This window comes from Microbacterium sp. MM2322, from assembly GCF_964186585.1.
Classification (GTDB): Bacteria; Actinomycetota; Actinomycetes; order Actinomycetales; family Microbacteriaceae; genus Microbacterium.
The window spans coordinates 1,558,570-1,573,073 of record NZ_OZ075067.1; the positions used below are offsets into that span (position 1 = coordinate 1,558,570).

Below are 14,504 nucleotides of genomic sequence, written 5' to 3' on the forward strand. Positions count from 1 at the left end.
CGCTCACACGATCGCGGCGACCGCTTCGCTTTCGTCGACGGCAGGCGCCGCGGGGCGCCCGCTCACCTCGGGCCACAGCCGGGACAACACCGCGACGGCGTCCCGGATCTGCTCGGGGGGCGCGGTGAATGGCACCCGCAGATGCGCCTCGTACCCGCCGTCCACCGAGAATCGCGGGCCGGCGGACAGCAGAACCCCCTCGCGTCGCGCGGCCAGGACGAGCGAACCGCTCAGCGGCGCGTCCAGACCGACCCACAACGACACCCCGCCGAGAGGGACGGGAACCGTCCACGCGGGGAAGGACTGCCGGAGCGCAGCGACTGCGGCATCCCTCCCCTGGCCGAGCAGCTCGGCCCGTTGCGGGAGGATCTCGGGCATCATGCGCAGCAGGCGGGTGGCGACGGCCTGCTCGAACTCCGCCGTTCCGAGGTCGCGCCGCGGTCGGGACGCGACCAGGCGCCTGATGAGAACGCGGTCGGCGCGCACCCAGCCGACGCGGAGCCCACCCCAGACGGTTTTGCCGAGAGAGCCGATGCGGACGGCTTGCGGTCCGAAGTCGAGTTCCTCCGGCTGACGACCGTCGATCGACAGTTCCGAGGTCGTCTCGTCGATGACGAGGGTCGCCCCGACCGCATCCGCGGCGGCCCGGAAGGTGGCGGCGTCGAGCGCTGTCATGGAGCGGCCCGTGGGGTTCTGGAACGACGGCATCACGTACGCCAGCGTCGGACGGGCACGACGGAACGTCTGCACCGCCCGGTCCAGGTCCCAGCCATGGTCGACCGTGACGGGAGTGCCCGTCACCCGGGCTCCCGTCTCCTTGATCGCGTCCGTTGCGTGCGGGTACGTGGGCGTCTCGAGGAGAGCAGTCGTTCCCGGGCCGAGGAGCGCCGCCGTCACGAGGTGGATGGCGTGCTGTCCGCCATTGGTGACGAGGATCTCGTCCGGGGCGGTCGGGATCCCCCGAGCGGTGTACCGGTCGGCGATCGCGATACGCAGTTCGCTGCTGCCGACGATGTCGTACCCCGGCCGACCGACAAGGGATGCCGCATCCGCCCCCACGTCCGCGATGATCCCGGCCAGGCCGGGCCAGGCCGCGGGGCTCGCCTGCTGGAGATCGATGCCGCCGCCGTCGTTGAAGACGCGGCCCGCACCCCGCCGGACCTGCGGGAGCGTGATGCTTCCCGACCCTCGGGTGCTCTCGATGTGCCCGCTCTCGCGCAGCGAGCGGTATGCCGCGGCGACGGTGGCGCGACTGAGACCGAGGGTCACCGCAAGCTCGCGCTCGGCGGGGAGCGCGGTGTGGGCGGCGACCCGGTTGTCGAGACACAGGAGACGGATGCCGTCGGCCAAAGCCTCGTACGTGGGAGTCCGCGTTCGCCATCCGCCGAGCGCAGCGGCAAGGCTCCGGGCGCCGATTCGAGAGTCCATGGTCCACCTTTCCGGGATTGGACTGCATGCAGTAGGCCAATCGTACGGTGAAATGGGAACATGCTTCTCCGCCTGATCCGCCTCGTCATCGGCCTCGCCCTGTACGGCATCGGGTGTGCCGTCCTCGTCCAAGCGGGCATCGGGCTGGACCCATGGACCGTGCTGGCCGAAGGCCTGTCGCTCCAGACCGGTATCGGGATCGGGTGGATCGTCGTGATCACCGGGGCACTGGTGCTCCTCGTCTGGATCCCGTTGCGACAGCGTCCGGGCGTCGGGACGATCGCGAACATCCTGCTCGTCGGAACGGTCATGCAAGGCGCGCTCGCGGTCATCCCGCCGGTCGAGAACTACCTCTGGGGAGTCGTGGTCTTCGTCTTCGGGATCGCGCTGATCGCGGCGGCATCCGCCATCTACCTCGGTGCGGACCTCGGCCCCGGGCCCCGCGACGGACTCATGACGGGCCTGCACGCCCGATTCGGCTGGCCCATCTGGGTGTGCCGGTTCGCAGTCGAAGGCAGCGTGCTCGCCACCGGCTGGCTCCTCGGCGGAACGGTGGGGCTCGGCACGGTCCTCTTCGCAGTCCTCATCGGTCCCGGAGTCCACCTGGCCCTCGATCTGTCGGCGCGGCTGCGCGCGCAGCGCGTCCGCAGGGCGAGCATCGCGGTCTGACCGGTAGCCTGGGATCGAGCATCCTTCCCTCCATAGCTCAGTGGATAGAGCGAGCGGTTTCTACCCGCCAGGTCGGGGGTTCGAATCCCTCTGGAGGGGCTCCGAGTCGTCGTGACCGCGGCGACTCCTGTGGGAGGAGACCACGTGTCAGCCGCTGAGAACGACCGCCTCGTCTGGATCGACTGCGAGATGACGGGGCTCGACCTGTCGGTCGACGAGCTCGTCGAAGTCGCTGTCGTCATCACCGACTTCGAGCTCAACGTCCTCGACCCCGGCTTCCAGATCGTGATCAAGCCCGACGCGTCGGCTCTCGATCACATGAACGACTTCGTCACGAAGATGCACGAGAGCTCGGGGCTCCTCGACGAGATTCCGAACGGCGTGAGCCTCGCGGATGCGGAGTTCCAGGTGCTCGAGTACATCCAGCGCTTCGTGCCCGAAGGCAAAGCCCCCCTCGCGGGCAACACGATCGGCACCGACCGGATGTTCCTGGCCCGGTACATGCCGCGCGTCGACCGCTGGCTCCACTACCGCAATGTCGATGTCTCCAGCGTGAAGGAACTCGCCCGCCGCTGGTATCCCCGCGCGTACTTCAACGCGCCCGCCAAGGACGGCGGACACCGGGCGCTTGCCGACATCCGTGAGAGCGTCCGCGAGCTCGCGTACTACCGCGAGACCGTCTTCGTCGAAGCTCCCGGGCCTTCCACCGACGACGCGCGGACCGCCGCGGCATCCGCCGTGTCGTCGTTCGCCTCCGGACTGTAATACACTTGTGGGGTTGCCCGGAGACGGGCGCATGGTGGGTATAGCTCAGTTGGTAGAGCACCTGGTTGTGGTCCAGGGGGTCGCGGGTTCAAGTCCCGTTACTCACCCCATATCTTCTCCGCGTGAGGCGTGGTCATGATCGATATGGATGCCGAGGCGTTCGAGGATCTGGTGGCCGCCGAACTCGATGCTCTTCCGCCTGAAATGGTGTCAGGGCTCGACAATGTCGTGTTCGTCGTGGAGGACCGCCCCGAGGATGGTTCTCTCGATCTGCTCGGGCTGTACGACGGACTCGCCCTGACGGAACGAGACCGGTACGGGATGGGCGACCTCCCCGACCGGATCATGGTCTACCGCGAACCCCACCTCCACGCGTGCGATGACCTCGATGAGCTGCGCGACGAGGTACACACCACCCTCGTCCACGAGATCGCCCACTTCTACGGAATCGACGACGCGCGCCTGCACGAGCTGGGGTGGGCGTGATGAGCACCGCGCTCCCCGAGATCGACGAGCAGATCGACCTCCAGGCATCCACGTCCGGTCCGTGGCAGACGGTCGTCTGGAACGATCCGGTCAACCTCATGAGCTACGTCGAGCATGTCTTCCGGGAGTACTTCGGGTTCTCTCGCGAGAAGGCGCATCGCCTGATGCTCGCCGTTCACCACGACGGGCACGCCGTCGTGGCTGAGGGCTCGCGCGAGCAGATGGAACTCCACACGCAGGCGATGCACGACTACGGCTTGTGGGCCACCGTTCGCGAGGCCGGCGGATGACGCGCCCCAGCATCACGATGGAGCTCTCACTCCTGGAAGCCGCTCACCTCTCCGATCTCGTCGGTCAGTTCGAAGAGGTCATCGCCGAGCGCGACGAGTCGGATCCCGCGGTGCGGCGCCTCGTCCCCGACGCGTATCCCGATGACGACGACGCGACGACGGAGTTCCGCCGGCTCACGCAGGACGACCTGCTGTCTCGTCGGGCGGCCGATGCCGCGGGTGTTCGCGCGTCGTTGTACCGCGACGGTATGGAACTGGACCTCGCGGAACTCGACCGCGCATCCGCCGAGGACATCCTCGTCGTCGAGTTGACCCCGGAGCTCGCCGGCGCCTGGCTTCGGACTCTCGCGGCCCTCCGTCTCGTGCTGGCCGAGCGTCTCGGGATCACCGAGCAGGATCAGGACGCCGAGGACGACGCCCGCTTCGGTGTCTACGAGTGGATCGGATATCGCCTCGAGATACTCGTGCGGGCGCTCGACGCCTGAGGCGTGCGCCGCTCAGGGAAGGGTGACGACGACGCCTGCGATCTCTGCGGGTCGATGGTCGCGAACGTGCACGTCCTCCTGCCGCTCCCAGCGATCCCAGTGGGGCCGGTACGTCTCGCCGTCGCGTTCGAGCGCGCGAGCGCGGCGGGCCTCCCGTGGTGCATCCACCCAGACCGTCACGTCGGCCAACCGAGCGGATGCCGGGGTGAGGACACCGGCGCCCTCTGCGATCACGATCCTCGCGGGATCGACTCGACGTTCTCGTCCCGAGAGCCGGTCGGCATCCCAATCCCATTCCGGCCACCTGCCGGGGTCACCGCGACGCAGTGGCGCGAGCACCCTCGCACGCACGGTGTCGGCTCCGGCACGTAGGCCGTCCCACCCGGGATACACATCGTCGAGCCGCACAACCGTCGCCTCATCGACCCGCGAGGCGAGAAGATCGGCGAACGTCGACTTGCCGGCGCCCGAGCGCCCGTCCACCAGCACGATCGTCGGGACGCGGGTGACCCGGCGAACGGCAGCCGCCACCTGATCGACCCCCGCCGCCATCGCCGCGGCGAGCGTCGGCTCAGCGCTTGAGAGCACGGATGACGCGGCTCAGCGCCCGTCCCGCGACCCACACGAATGGGATCCCGACAGCGACGAGCGACACCAGGTTCGGCTCGAAGCGAAGGTCATCGCCCTTCCGGATGTAAGCGCCGAGAGGGATGGCAGCGCCGCCGCCACCACCGCCTGCACCGCCGGAAGTGTCTTCACCCGCGCCGAAGCCCGACCAGGTCAGGGCGACGGGCACGATGCGGATCCCGTCGACGTCCTGCTGTTCGCCGTAGACGGTCGTCACGCCGAGGGAAGCGAACTGCTTGCCGAGTTCAAGGGGGAGGTTGGCCATGCGTTCACGGTAGCCGGTGATCCCCGTGAATACAGGGGGTTGCGTGAATCTGATCAGTCGCGAGCGGGCCGCGGATTCGTGGGCAGTGCGTTGACATCGCGTCGCGGTCCCAGCGTGCTCGCGCGAGTCACGGCTCCGCGGCCGAACCGTGACCGCGCATCGTCGAGAGCTGCGTCCACGCGGCGCCATTCGGCGTCGTCGTCCCAGAGGGCGAGTCCCCCCATGCCGTCGCCGGTGAGCTTCTCGCCGCGCACACCGATCAGGCGGACGGGTTGGACAAGGTCGATCTTCTCGAAGAGTTCCAGGGCGACGTCGCCGATCCGCTGACCGACGTTGGTGGGTTCCGGAACGCTCACGGAGCGGGAGAGAGTCGTGAAATCAGCGAAGCGCACCTTGATCGCGATGGTCCGCGCTTCCCATCCGCCGGCGCGCAATCGAGAAGCGACCCGGTCGGCCAATCGACGGAACTCGCTCCGGAGCATGGCCGTGTCGGACACGTCTTCGAGGAACGTCTCCTCGTGTCCGACGCTCTTCTCGGTGTGCTCGGTCTGCACCGAGCGCGGGTCGATCCCGCGGGCCAACTGCCAGATACGCGCGCCCATCGCCGGGCCCAAGGCCCTGTCGAGCACGCCACGTGGCGTGTTCAGGACGTCGGACACCATCCGGATGCCGCGCGCGTCGAGAGCCTCGACGGCCTTCGGACCCACTCCCCAGAGTGCCCCGACCGGCCGTGCCGCGAGGAAGGCCTGCGTATCCGGCTCACTCACGATGAGCAAGCCATCGGGCTTCGACACGGTCGAGGCGATCTTCGCGACATGCTTCGTCGCGGCGACGCCGACACTGCACGTGAGTCCCGTCTCCTCGAGCACACGGCGTCGCACCATGAGCGCGATCTCCCCCGGACTCCCCCACAGTCGTCGCGCGCCGCTCACGTCGAGGAAGGCCTCGTCGATCGACAGCGGCTCAACGAGCGGTGTGATGTCGCGGAAGATCGCCATGACCTTCTTCGACAGCTCCGAGTACCTCTCGAACCGCGGGACGACCACGATCGCCTGGGGACAAAGCTGGAGCGCCCGCCCGACCGACATCGCCGACCGCACGCCGAAGCGCCGCGCTTCATAAGACGCACTGGAGACGACGCCTCGCCCCTCCATGCCCCCGACGATCAGCGGCTTACCCGCTAGCGAGGGGTCGTAGAGGACCTCCACGGCGGCGTAGAACGCGTCCATGTCGACGTGGAGGATGCGGGTCCCCGTGTCGTCCGCACCGTCGGCGGAGACGATACGTCCCGTGCCGTCGCCGCGTCCCATACCCCTATTGTCGACGATGCCGCCGACACCGTCCCCGTGCGGAAGATCGGTGCGGCGGCATCGTGCGACGAGATGTCAGGACTGGCCGGCGCGCTCCAGGATGAGCTCCCGCACGCGAGCCGCGTCCGCCTGGCCCTTCATGGCCTTCATGACGGCGCCGATGACGGCACCCGCCGCTTGGACCTTGCCGTCCTGGATCTTCGCGAGCACATCGGGCTGCGCCGCGAGGGCGTCGTCGATCGCGGCGATCAGGGCGCCGTCATCCGAGACGACGGCGAGGCCGCGAGCGTCGACGACCTCCTGCGGCGTCCCCTCCCCCGCGATGACGCCCTCGAGCACCTGGCGGGCCAGCTTGTCGGTGAGGGTTCCCGCATCGACCAGCTTCTGCAGCTCCGCGACCGACTCAGGCGTCACGAGCGCAGCGGGTTCGGCGCCCTGCGCGTTCGCGAGGCGGGTGATCTCACCCGTCCACCACTTGCGAGCGGATGCCGGTGACGCACCCGCCGCGATCGTCGCCTCGACTTCGGCCAGCAGACCGCCGTTGGCGACGTCCTGGAACTCCAGGTCGGTGAAGCCCCAGTCGGTCTTGAGCCGACGGCGGTACACCGAGGGCGCTTCGGGAAGCGCCGCACGGAGCTCCTCGATCAGCTCCTCCGACGGCTCGACGGGAAGGAGGTCGGGCTCAGGGAAGTAGCGGTAGTCGTCGGCATCCGACTTCGGACGTCCCGGCGATGTGCGGCCCGTGTCCTCGTGCCAGTGCCTCGTCTCCTGCGTGATCGTTCCGCCGCCGGCGAGGATCTCCGCCTGACGCTGGATCTCGTAGCGAACGGCGCGTTCGACCGAGCGCATCGAGTTGACGTTCTTCGTCTCGGTACGGGTGCCGAGCTTCTCCTGCCCCCGCGGGCGGAGCGAGACGTTCGCATCGCAACGGAGGTTCCCGCGCTCCATCCGGGCCTCGGAGATCCCCAGCGACCGCACGATGTCGCGGATCGCGGCGACGTAGGCCTTCGCGACCTCCGGGGCACGGTGCTCGGTGCCGAAGATCGGCTTCGTGACGATCTCGACGAGCGGGACGCCCGCGCGGTTGTAGTCGACGAGCGAATACTCGGCGCCCTGGATGCGTCCGGTCGAGCCGCCCATGTGGGTGAGCTTGCCGGCATCCTCCTCCATGTGCGCGCGCTCGATGGGGATGACGATCACGTCACCGCCCTCGAGTTCGATCTCGACGCTGCCCTCGAACGCGATCGGTTCGTCGTACTGCGAGATCTGGTAGTTCTTGCCGAGGTCGGGGTAGAAGTAGTTCTTCCGCGCGAACCGGCTCGACGGCGCGATCGAGCAGCCGAGCGCGAGACCCAAGCTGATCGAGTACCGCACGGCGGTCTCGTTGACCACCGGCAGCGAACCGGGCAGGCCCATGTCGACCGGGGCGACGAGCGTGTTGGGAGCTGCGTCGTGGTTCGCCTCGTGCGCCGGGTTGGCCGCCGGCGAGAACATCTTGGTCTCGGTGTTGAGCTCGACGTGCACCTCGAAGCCCAGCACCGGCTCGAAGAGCTCGAGTGCTTTGTCGAAGTCCATCAGCGCGTCCTTGGCCATCAGCGGGCTCCTCCGAGGATCGGGGCGCGGTCCAGCAGCGGACCGCCCCAGCTGTCGACGAGCAGGGCCTCGAGGGCCGCGCCGACGCGGTACAGACGTGCGTCTTCACGGGCGGGGGCGACGAACTGGATGCCGACGGGCAACCCGTCCTCCGCCGCGAGACCCGAGGGAATCGAGATCCCGGGGACGCCCGCGAGGTTGACCGGGATCGTCGTCACGTCGTTGAGGTACATCTGGATCGGGTCGTTCAGCTTCTCGCCGAGACGGAACGCCGTGGTGGGCGCCGACGGCGTCGCGATGACATCGACCTGGGCGAAAGCCTCGTCGAAGTCGCGCTGGATCAGGGTCCGCACCTTCTGTGCGCTGCCGTAGTAGGCGTCGTAGTAGCCCGCCGACAGCGCGTAGGTGCCCAGGATGACGCGGCGCTTGACCTCGTCGCCGAACCCGGCGTCGCGGGTAGCCGCCATGACGTCCTCCACGGTGCCGCCGGGGACGTTGACGCGCATGCCGAAGCGCACGGAGTCGAACTTCGCGAGGTTGCTGGAGGCCTCCGCAGGGAGGATCAGGTAGTAGGCGGCGACCCCGTACTCGAAGTGGGGTGCGCTGACCTCGACGATCTCGGCGCCGGCGGCCGCCATGGCAGCGAGCGACGCGCGGAAGGACTCCGAGACACCCTTCTGGAAGCCCGAGTCGTCGAGTTCCCGGATGACGCCGACTTTGAGACCCTTCAGCACGTCGCCGGTGGCGCCCTCTCGGGCGGCAGCGGCGAAGGAGGGCCAGGCGTCCGTCAGCGACGTCGCGTCGTGCGGGTCGTGCCCGCCGATGACGTCGTGAAGGAGGGCCGAGTCGAGGACCGTGCGGGAGACGGGACCGACCTGGTCGAGGCTCGATGCCAGGGCGATCGCGCCGTATCGGCTGACGCCGCCGTAGGTCGGCTTCATGCCGACGGTGCCGGTGACGTGGGCGGGCTGACGGATCGAGCCGCCCGTGTCGGAACCGAGGGCGAGCGGCGCTTCGAAGGCCGCGACGGCAGCGGCGGAGCCGCCGCCCGAGCCGCCGGGGATCCGGTCGAGGTCCCACGGGTTGTGGGTCGGACCATAAGCGGAGTGCTCGGTCGAGGAGCCCATCGCGAACTCGTCCATGTTCGTCTTGCCGAGCGGCACGAGGCCGGCGGCGCGGGCGCGAGCGACGACGGTCGCGTCGTAGGGCGACATGTAGCCCTCGAGGATCTTCGACCCGCTCGTGGAGGGCATGTCGGTCGTGACGAGCACGTCCTTGATGGCGAGCGGAACCCCGGCGAGCTCGCCAAGTTCCTCGCCCGCGGCTCGACGGCGGTCGATGTCGGCCGCGACGTCCACCGCGTGATCGGACACGTGGAGGAAGGCGTGGACATCGCCGTCGACGGCGGCGATGCGATCGAGGTGAGCCTGCGTGGCCTCGACGCTCGAGACCTCGCCGGAGCGGAGCTTCGCCGACAGGTCCGCAGCGGTCAGCTTGAGGATGTCGCTCACTGCTCCTCCCCCAGGATCGCGGTGACGCGGAAGCGGCCGTCGGCGGCATCCGGTGCGTTCTGGAGCACCTCGTCGAGGCTCAGCATGTCGCCGGGCACGTCGGGGCGGAACACGTTGCTCAGCGGGATCGGGTGGCTCGTGGCGGCGACGTCGGGGGTGGCGACCTCGGAGACCTTGGCGATGTTGTCGACGATCGCATCGAGCTGGCCGGTGAGGCGTTCCACCTCCTCGTCGCTCAGCTGGATCCGGGCGAGCACGCCAAGATGGCGCACGAGATCGGGGGTGATTTCAGACACTCCCCCAGTCTAGTTCGGGCCACTCGTCGTCTGAGCGCTCGCCCTAGGCTGAGAGCGTGACCGATTCGATCTCCGCCGATCGCCCCTGGCTCGCGTCCTATGACACGGGCGTGCCCCTCGACCTGCCGCCCGTCACCGGGTCCCTCATGGATCTGCTCGAGGACTCCGCGCGCGACTACCCTCACTCGACGGCGTTGCAGTTCTTCGGCCGCGAGACGAGCTACGCCGATCTGATGGACGCGGTGAACCGTGCCGCCGCGGGGCTGCAGAAGCTCGGGGTGAAGAAGGGCGACCGCGTGGCGATCGTCCTCCCGAACTGTCCGCAGCACATCGTCGCGTTCTACGCCGTCCTCCGCCTCGGCGCGGTCGTCGTCGAGCACAATCCGCTCTACACGCCACGGGAGCTCCGCACCCAATTCCAGGACCACGGTGCGCGTCACGCAATCGTGTGGAGCAAGGTGGTCGCGACGGTTCAGGCGTTCCCCGCAGACCTGCACGTCGAGGCGCTCATCTCCGTCGACATCACCACCGCGCTCCCGCTGGGCACCCGGCTCGCGCTGCGCCTTCCCGTGAAGAAGGCCAGGGAGTCCCGCGAGGCCCTCACGTCGGTCGTGCGCGGCGCGCTGTCGTGGTCGGACCTCGTTCGCTCCGAGCCGCTCCCGGCATCCCACCCCCGTCCCGACACGGACGACCTCGCCGTCCTGCAGTACACCTCGGGGACGACGGGCACGCCGAAGGGCGCGATGCTGAGCCACCGCAACCTGCTCGCCAATGCACGGCAGAGCCAGGCGTTCATCCCCGCCGTCGTCCGGGGTGACGGATGCGTGTTCTACGCGGTCCTGCCGATGTTCCACGCCTACGGGCTCACGCTCTGTCTGACGTTCGCCATGTCGATGGGTGCGCGACTCGTGCTGTTCCCGAAGTTCGACCCCGACATGGTGATCGACGCGATCAAGAAGCACCCGCCGACCGTGTTGCCGCTGGTCCCGCCGATCGCAGAGCGTCTGCTCGCGAGGGCGAAGGAGCGCGGGGCTTCGATCCGCGGCATCAAGATCGGCGTCTCCGGCGCGATGGCGCTCTCCCCCGCCCTCGTCGAGCCGTTCGAAGAGGCGACGGGCGGGTACCTGATCGAGGGGTACGGGCTCAGCGAATGCTCTCCCGTGCTGATGGTGAACCCGCCGGCCGACTCGCGCAAGGCGGGGACCATCGGCATCCCGATCCCGGGTACGGACGCGCGCGTCGTCGATCCGGAGGATCCCGCGCGGGTCTTCGGCGCCGGGGAACCGGGCGAGCTGCTCGTCCGCGGCCCGCAGGTGTTCTCGGGGTATTACGGCAAGCCCGACGAAACGGCGAAGGTCCTGGTCGACGGCTGGTTCCACACCGGGGACATCGTCGAACGCGACGAGGACGGCTTCTTCCGCGTCGTGGACCGACTCAAGGAACTCATCGTCACCGGCGGCTTCAACGTGTCTCCGACCGAGGTCGAAGCGACGCTCCGGCAGCACCGTCAGGTGGCGGATGCCGCTGTCGTGGGCCTCCCCGATCCGCACAGCGGCGAGCAGGTCGTCGCCGTCGTCATCCCCGCGCCCGGTGTGACGACCCTCGACGTGGACGACATCCGCGCCTTCGCACGCACCCGCCTGACCGCCTACAAGGTCCCGCGTCGCATCGAGGCGGTCGAGGACCTGCCGCGGTCGCTCATCGGCAAGGTGCTCCGCCGTCAGGTGCGCGACACGCTGCTCGGGAAGTCCGACTGAGGGTTACTCCGCGGCGGGCGGATCACCGAGGGCGCCAGGTCCTTCCGTCACGAGCAGATGGAACTGCGCAGCGTCGATGATGCGGAGCCCTAGCGCCTCCGCCTTCGCGAGTTTCGATCCGGCGCCGGGACCCGCCGCGACGAAGTCGGTCTTCTTCGAGACGCTCGAGGCGGCCTTGCCGCCCGCCTGCATGATCGCCTCCTGCGCACCCTCGCGGGTGTAGCCCTCGAGCGAGCCCGTCGCGACGACGGTCACGCCCTCGAGCACGCCGCCGGCCGCCGCGGCGGCCCCGGGGCCGGGATGCCCGGGGATCGACAGGCGGGCCCCCGCAGCGACCCAGCGCTCCACGATGTCGACGTGCCAGTCGAGCGCGAACCAGTCCTGCAGGGCATCCGCGATGATCCCCCCGACGCCGTCGACGGCGGCCAACTCGTCACGCGTCGCCGCGCGGATGGCATCGAGGGAACCGAAGTACTGGGCAAGGGCGCGGGCTGCGACGGGGCCGACGTGGCGGATGTTCAGCGCCACGAGGAATCGCCAGAGGTCCTTCGTCTTCGCCTTCCCGAGTTCCTCGATGAGGGTCACCGCCTGTGCCGACGGCTGCGGCCCGGTCAGACGGTCTTTCTTCTCGGCGGGGCTCGGGTTGCGTCGGAAGGGTGCGCGCCGGATCACCTCACCGGTGGCCTCGTCCCTCCGGGCCTCGCCGGTCTCGGAATCGCGCACGATCACTTCGATGGGGACGAGCTGATCGAGGGTCAGGTCGAACAGACCGGCCTCCGTCTCGAGCGCCGGATCCTGGGGCGCAAGCGGCTGTGTCAGTGCCGCCGCCGTCACCTCGCCGAGGGCTTCGATATCGAGTGCGCCCCGTGACCCGATGTGCTCGACACGGCCGCGGACCTGCGCCGGGCACCCGCGCGTGTTCGGGCAGCGGAGGTCGATGTCTCCCTCTTTGGCGGGGGCGAGCGTCGATCCGCACTCAGGACATGTCGTCGGCATCACGAAAGCACGCTCGCTGCCGTCGCGAAGCTCGGCGACGGGACCGAGAACCTCGGGGATGACGTCGCCGGCCTTCCGCAGGACGATCATGTCGCCGATGAGCACGCCCTTGGCCTTCACGACGTCCTGGTTGTGAAGGGTCGCCTGCCGCACGACGCTGCCCGCCACCAGGGCCGGTGCCATCTGCGCGTAGGGAGTCGCGCGACCCGTGCGACCCACCGAGACGATGATGTCGAGCAGCCGCGTCTGGACTTCTTCGGGCGGGTACTTGTACGCGATCGCCCACCGCGGTGCTCGGCTCGTCATGCCGAGCTCATCGTGCAGCGACAGCTCGTCGACCTTCACGACGATGCCGTCGAGCTCGTGTGCGACCGAGTGCCGTTTCTCGCCGTACTCGGCGACGAAAGCAAGGACCCCGTCGACGTCGTCGAAGGTCCGCGGGTACGGGCTGACCGGGAGCCCCCACTCGGCCAGGAGACCGTAGACCTCGCTCTGCGCCGCGACGGGAGGGTCGGGCCAGGCGCCGATGCCGTGCACGTACATCCGGAGCGACGCGAGTCGCGCCTCGCCGGCTTCGAGCTCGAGTCCCGACTTCTTGTCGAGCTGCTGACGCAAGCCCCCGCTGGCGGCGTTGCGCGGATTGGCGAACGCAGGAAAACGTCGGGCAGCGCTCTTCTGCGCCTTCTCCTCGTCGTAGCGAGGGCGCGCGGCGGCATCCGCGATGACGCGCTCCCGGAGTCGGGCCTGCAGTGCGTTGAGTTCTTCGAAAGCCGCAACGGGGATGAACACCTCGCCACGCACCTCGACGATCGCCGGATGCCCGTCGCCGGACAGTCGCTCCGGGATGCCTGCGACGCGAACCGCGTTCACCGTGACGTCCTCGCCGATACGCCCGTCGCCGCGCGTCGCCGCGGAGGTCAGGACGCCGTTCTCGTAACGGAGGGAGATGGCGAGCCCGTCGATCTTGAGCTCCGTGAGCCACTGGACCGGCCTACCGGCCGATGCCTCGGCCTTCGTGCACCACTCGCGGAGCTCGTCGGGTGAGAAGACGTTGTCGAGGCTCAGCATCCGCTCGGCGTGCTCAACGGGAGCGAACATCGACGATTCCGCAGCACCGACGGTCTGGGTCGGCGAGTCCTGGCCCTGGAGCTCGGGGTGCGCCCGTTCGATCGCCTCGAGCTGATGCATCCACGCGTCGTAGGTGGCGTCGTCGACGAGTCCGACATCGCCGCCGTAGTACGCCTCCCGCGCACCGAGGATCTTCTCGGTGAGGCGCTCGGCCTCTGCGCGTGCCTCGTCGAGGGTCAGTGCGGGGAGTTCTGCGTCAGCCACATCGACAGTGTAGGGAGAGCCGGCGACACCGCCGCGACGGTGTCGTCCTCGGGCACGATGCGGTAAGCGAACGAGCCCGAGTAGCGGAACACCTCGCCGAGGAGCAGCATCCGGAGGCGGACGTCGACGCGCTGTCGACCGGCCTCGGCGGGGTCCTCGCTCTCGCGGACCTCCACTGCGGCGACGCGCGGAAGCGGCACACGGATGCCGCGCACTCGCCAGGCGAGCCCCCGGGAGCGGAGCACCATGCCGCCGTCCTCCACGCGGGGCGTGAGACGCACCTCCAGCCCGCCGCGGCGGCCGAGGCGTTCGACGATCTCGTCGCCCGCGGTGTGCATCGTGTCGCGCATGACCCGGACTCGTCCGGGGAAGCCGAACCATCGGGATCCGGCGAGCCGCCCCGTGAGCGGTCGGTTCTCGATGACGAAAGGGATGTCCCGCCCGATCTCGGGAAAGAGCACCTCATGGCGCGCGGACCAGCGCAGGAGCGACGCGGCCCGACGCCGGTAGCGCGAGCCGACGATGTCGTAGACGCCCTCACCGACACCGACATGGCCCGCGGGGATCTCCCCGAAGTAGCGCTGGAGCGCCGGAGACAGCTCCGCGAACGTCGAGCCGAGGGCGCGTTGGTAGACGGATGCCGGGGCTCCCGCGTCGTCGGTGGTCACGATCGGAATCTACCCCGGGTCGTGAC

Annotated in this window: 15 protein-coding genes and 2 tRNA genes; 8 read left to right on the forward strand and 9 right to left on the reverse strand. The window is 69.1% G+C overall.

The window, feature by feature from the left end; genetic code table 11:
* Positions 1–3 precede the first annotated feature (3 nt).
* Positions 4–1,428: a PLP-dependent aminotransferase family protein gene (locus ABQ271_RS07610; protein ID WP_349308186.1), complete on the reverse strand. Its 1,425-nt coding sequence runs from the start codon at positions 1,426–1,428 to the stop codon at positions 4–6.
* A gap of 60 nt (positions 1,429–1,488) precedes the next feature.
* Between ABQ271_RS07610 and ABQ271_RS07615 the strand changes: the two genes are divergently transcribed.
* The 7 genes from ABQ271_RS07615 (at position 1,489) to ABQ271_RS07645 (ending at position 4,123) form a co-directional block, all read left to right on the forward strand.
* Positions 1,489–2,097 carry a hypothetical protein gene (locus ABQ271_RS07615; protein ID WP_349308187.1) on the forward strand — a complete coding sequence of 203 codons (609 nt, stop codon included), beginning with the start codon at positions 1,489–1,491 and terminating at the stop codon, positions 2,095–2,097.
* A 26-nt stretch (positions 2,098–2,123) separates the two neighbouring features.
* Positions 2,124–2,196: transfer RNA gene (locus ABQ271_RS07620), tRNA-Arg, on the forward strand.
* Positions 2,197–2,241: 45 nt separating this feature from the next.
* Positions 2,242–2,862, forward strand: coding sequence for an oligoribonuclease (orn, locus tag ABQ271_RS07625; RefSeq protein ID WP_349308188.1), 621 nt, complete (start codon positions 2,242–2,244; stop codon positions 2,860–2,862).
* A gap of 34 nt (positions 2,863–2,896) precedes the next feature.
* Positions 2,897–2,972 (forward strand) — tRNA-His (locus ABQ271_RS07630).
* A 25-nt stretch (positions 2,973–2,997) separates the two neighbouring features.
* Positions 2,998–3,348, forward strand: coding sequence for a metallopeptidase family protein (locus tag ABQ271_RS07635; protein ID WP_349308189.1), 351 nt, complete (start codon positions 2,998–3,000; stop codon positions 3,346–3,348).
* A complete protein-coding gene (gene clpS, locus ABQ271_RS07640) occupies positions 3,348–3,638 on the forward strand; it encodes an ATP-dependent Clp protease adapter ClpS (RefSeq protein WP_349308190.1) in 291 nt (96 codons plus the stop codon). The genes ABQ271_RS07635 and clpS overlap by 1 nt, the downstream gene beginning before the upstream one ends.
* Positions 3,635–4,123 carry a DUF2017 family protein gene (locus ABQ271_RS07645; protein ID WP_349308191.1) on the forward strand — a complete coding sequence of 163 codons (489 nt, stop codon included), beginning with the start codon at positions 3,635–3,637 and terminating at the stop codon, positions 4,121–4,123. The genes clpS and ABQ271_RS07645 overlap by 4 nt, the downstream gene beginning before the upstream one ends.
* Positions 4,124–4,135: 12 nt before the next feature.
* Here ABQ271_RS07645 and ABQ271_RS07650 read toward each other — a convergent pair whose 3' ends face one another.
* From ABQ271_RS07650 to gatC, 6 genes are all read right to left on the reverse strand, one after another.
* The gene (locus ABQ271_RS07650; RefSeq protein WP_349308192.1) at positions 4,136–4,711 is read right to left on the reverse strand and encodes a hypothetical protein; all 576 of its coding nucleotides are present in this window, start codon (positions 4,709–4,711) and stop codon (positions 4,136–4,138) included.
* Entirely contained in the window at positions 4,695–5,015 is a 321-nt protein-coding gene (locus ABQ271_RS07655) for a hypothetical protein (protein WP_349308193.1), read from the reverse strand. Before ABQ271_RS07655 ends, ABQ271_RS07650 begins: the two co-directional genes overlap by 17 nt.
* 53 nt (positions 5,016–5,068) lie before the next feature.
* The gene (dinB, locus tag ABQ271_RS07660) at positions 5,069–6,325 is read right to left on the reverse strand and encodes a DNA polymerase IV (RefSeq protein ID WP_349308194.1); all 1,257 of its coding nucleotides are present in this window, start codon (positions 6,323–6,325) and stop codon (positions 5,069–5,071) included.
* A gap of 75 nt (positions 6,326–6,400) precedes the next feature.
* On the reverse strand, positions 6,401–7,918 hold the full coding sequence (gene gatB, locus ABQ271_RS07665) for an Asp-tRNA(Asn)/Glu-tRNA(Gln) amidotransferase subunit GatB (protein ID WP_349308195.1): 1,518 nt from the start codon (positions 7,916–7,918) through the stop codon (positions 6,401–6,403).
* A complete protein-coding gene (gene gatA, locus ABQ271_RS07670) occupies positions 7,918–9,429 on the reverse strand; it encodes an Asp-tRNA(Asn)/Glu-tRNA(Gln) amidotransferase subunit GatA (RefSeq protein WP_349308196.1) in 1,512 nt (503 codons plus the stop codon). The genes gatB and gatA overlap by 1 nt, the downstream gene beginning before the upstream one ends.
* Positions 9,426–9,725, reverse strand: a complete 300-nt coding sequence (gene gatC / locus ABQ271_RS07675) for an Asp-tRNA(Asn)/Glu-tRNA(Gln) amidotransferase subunit GatC (protein ID WP_311856801.1) — start codon at positions 9,723–9,725, stop codon at positions 9,426–9,428. Before gatC ends, gatA begins: the two co-directional genes overlap by 4 nt.
* Before the next feature lie 56 nt (positions 9,726–9,781).
* Between gatC and ABQ271_RS07680 the strand changes: the two genes are divergently transcribed.
* Positions 9,782–11,482 carry a long-chain-fatty-acid--CoA ligase gene (locus ABQ271_RS07680; RefSeq protein WP_349308197.1) on the forward strand — a complete coding sequence of 567 codons (1,701 nt, stop codon included), beginning with the start codon at positions 9,782–9,784 and terminating at the stop codon, positions 11,480–11,482.
* Between the two features lie 3 nt (positions 11,483–11,485).
* Here the strand turns inward: ABQ271_RS07680 and ligA are convergent, their stop codons facing one another.
* Complete coding sequence (gene ligA / locus ABQ271_RS07685) at positions 11,486–13,810, reverse strand: NAD-dependent DNA ligase LigA (protein ID WP_349308198.1); 2,325 nt, start codon at positions 13,808–13,810, stop codon at positions 11,486–11,488.
* The gene (locus ABQ271_RS07690) at positions 13,783–14,478 is read right to left on the reverse strand and encodes a DUF4166 domain-containing protein (protein ID WP_349308199.1); all 696 of its coding nucleotides are present in this window, start codon (positions 14,476–14,478) and stop codon (positions 13,783–13,785) included. The genes ligA and ABQ271_RS07690 overlap by 28 nt, the downstream gene beginning before the upstream one ends.
* Positions 14,479–14,504 lie beyond the last annotated feature (26 nt).

Bases quoted from the DNA above. Each gene is read 5' to 3' on its own strand.
- ABQ271_RS07610 (WP_349308186.1), bottom strand. From the start codon at position 1,428: ATGGACTCTCGAATCGGCGCCCGGAGCCTTGCCGCTGCGCTCGGCGGA.
- ABQ271_RS07615 (WP_349308187.1), top strand. From the start codon at position 1,489: ATGCTTCTCCGCCTGATCCGCCTCGTCATCGGCCTCGCCCTGTACGGC.
- ABQ271_RS07635 (WP_349308189.1), top strand. From the start codon at position 2,998: ATGATCGATATGGATGCCGAGGCGTTCGAGGATCTGGTGGCCGCCGAA.
- clpS (WP_349308190.1), top strand. From the start codon at position 3,348: ATGAGCACCGCGCTCCCCGAGATCGACGAGCAGATCGACCTCCAGGCA.
- ABQ271_RS07645 (WP_349308191.1), top strand. From the start codon at position 3,635: ATGACGCGCCCCAGCATCACGATGGAGCTCTCACTCCTGGAAGCCGCT.
- ABQ271_RS07655 (WP_349308193.1), bottom strand. From the start codon at position 5,015: ATGGCCAACCTCCCCCTTGAACTCGGCAAGCAGTTCGCTTCCCTCGGC.
- dinB (WP_349308194.1), bottom strand. From the start codon at position 6,325: ATGGGACGCGGCGACGGCACGGGACGTATCGTCTCCGCCGACGGTGCG.
- gatB (WP_349308195.1), bottom strand. From the start codon at position 7,918: ATGGCCAAGGACGCGCTGATGGACTTCGACAAAGCACTCGAGCTCTTC.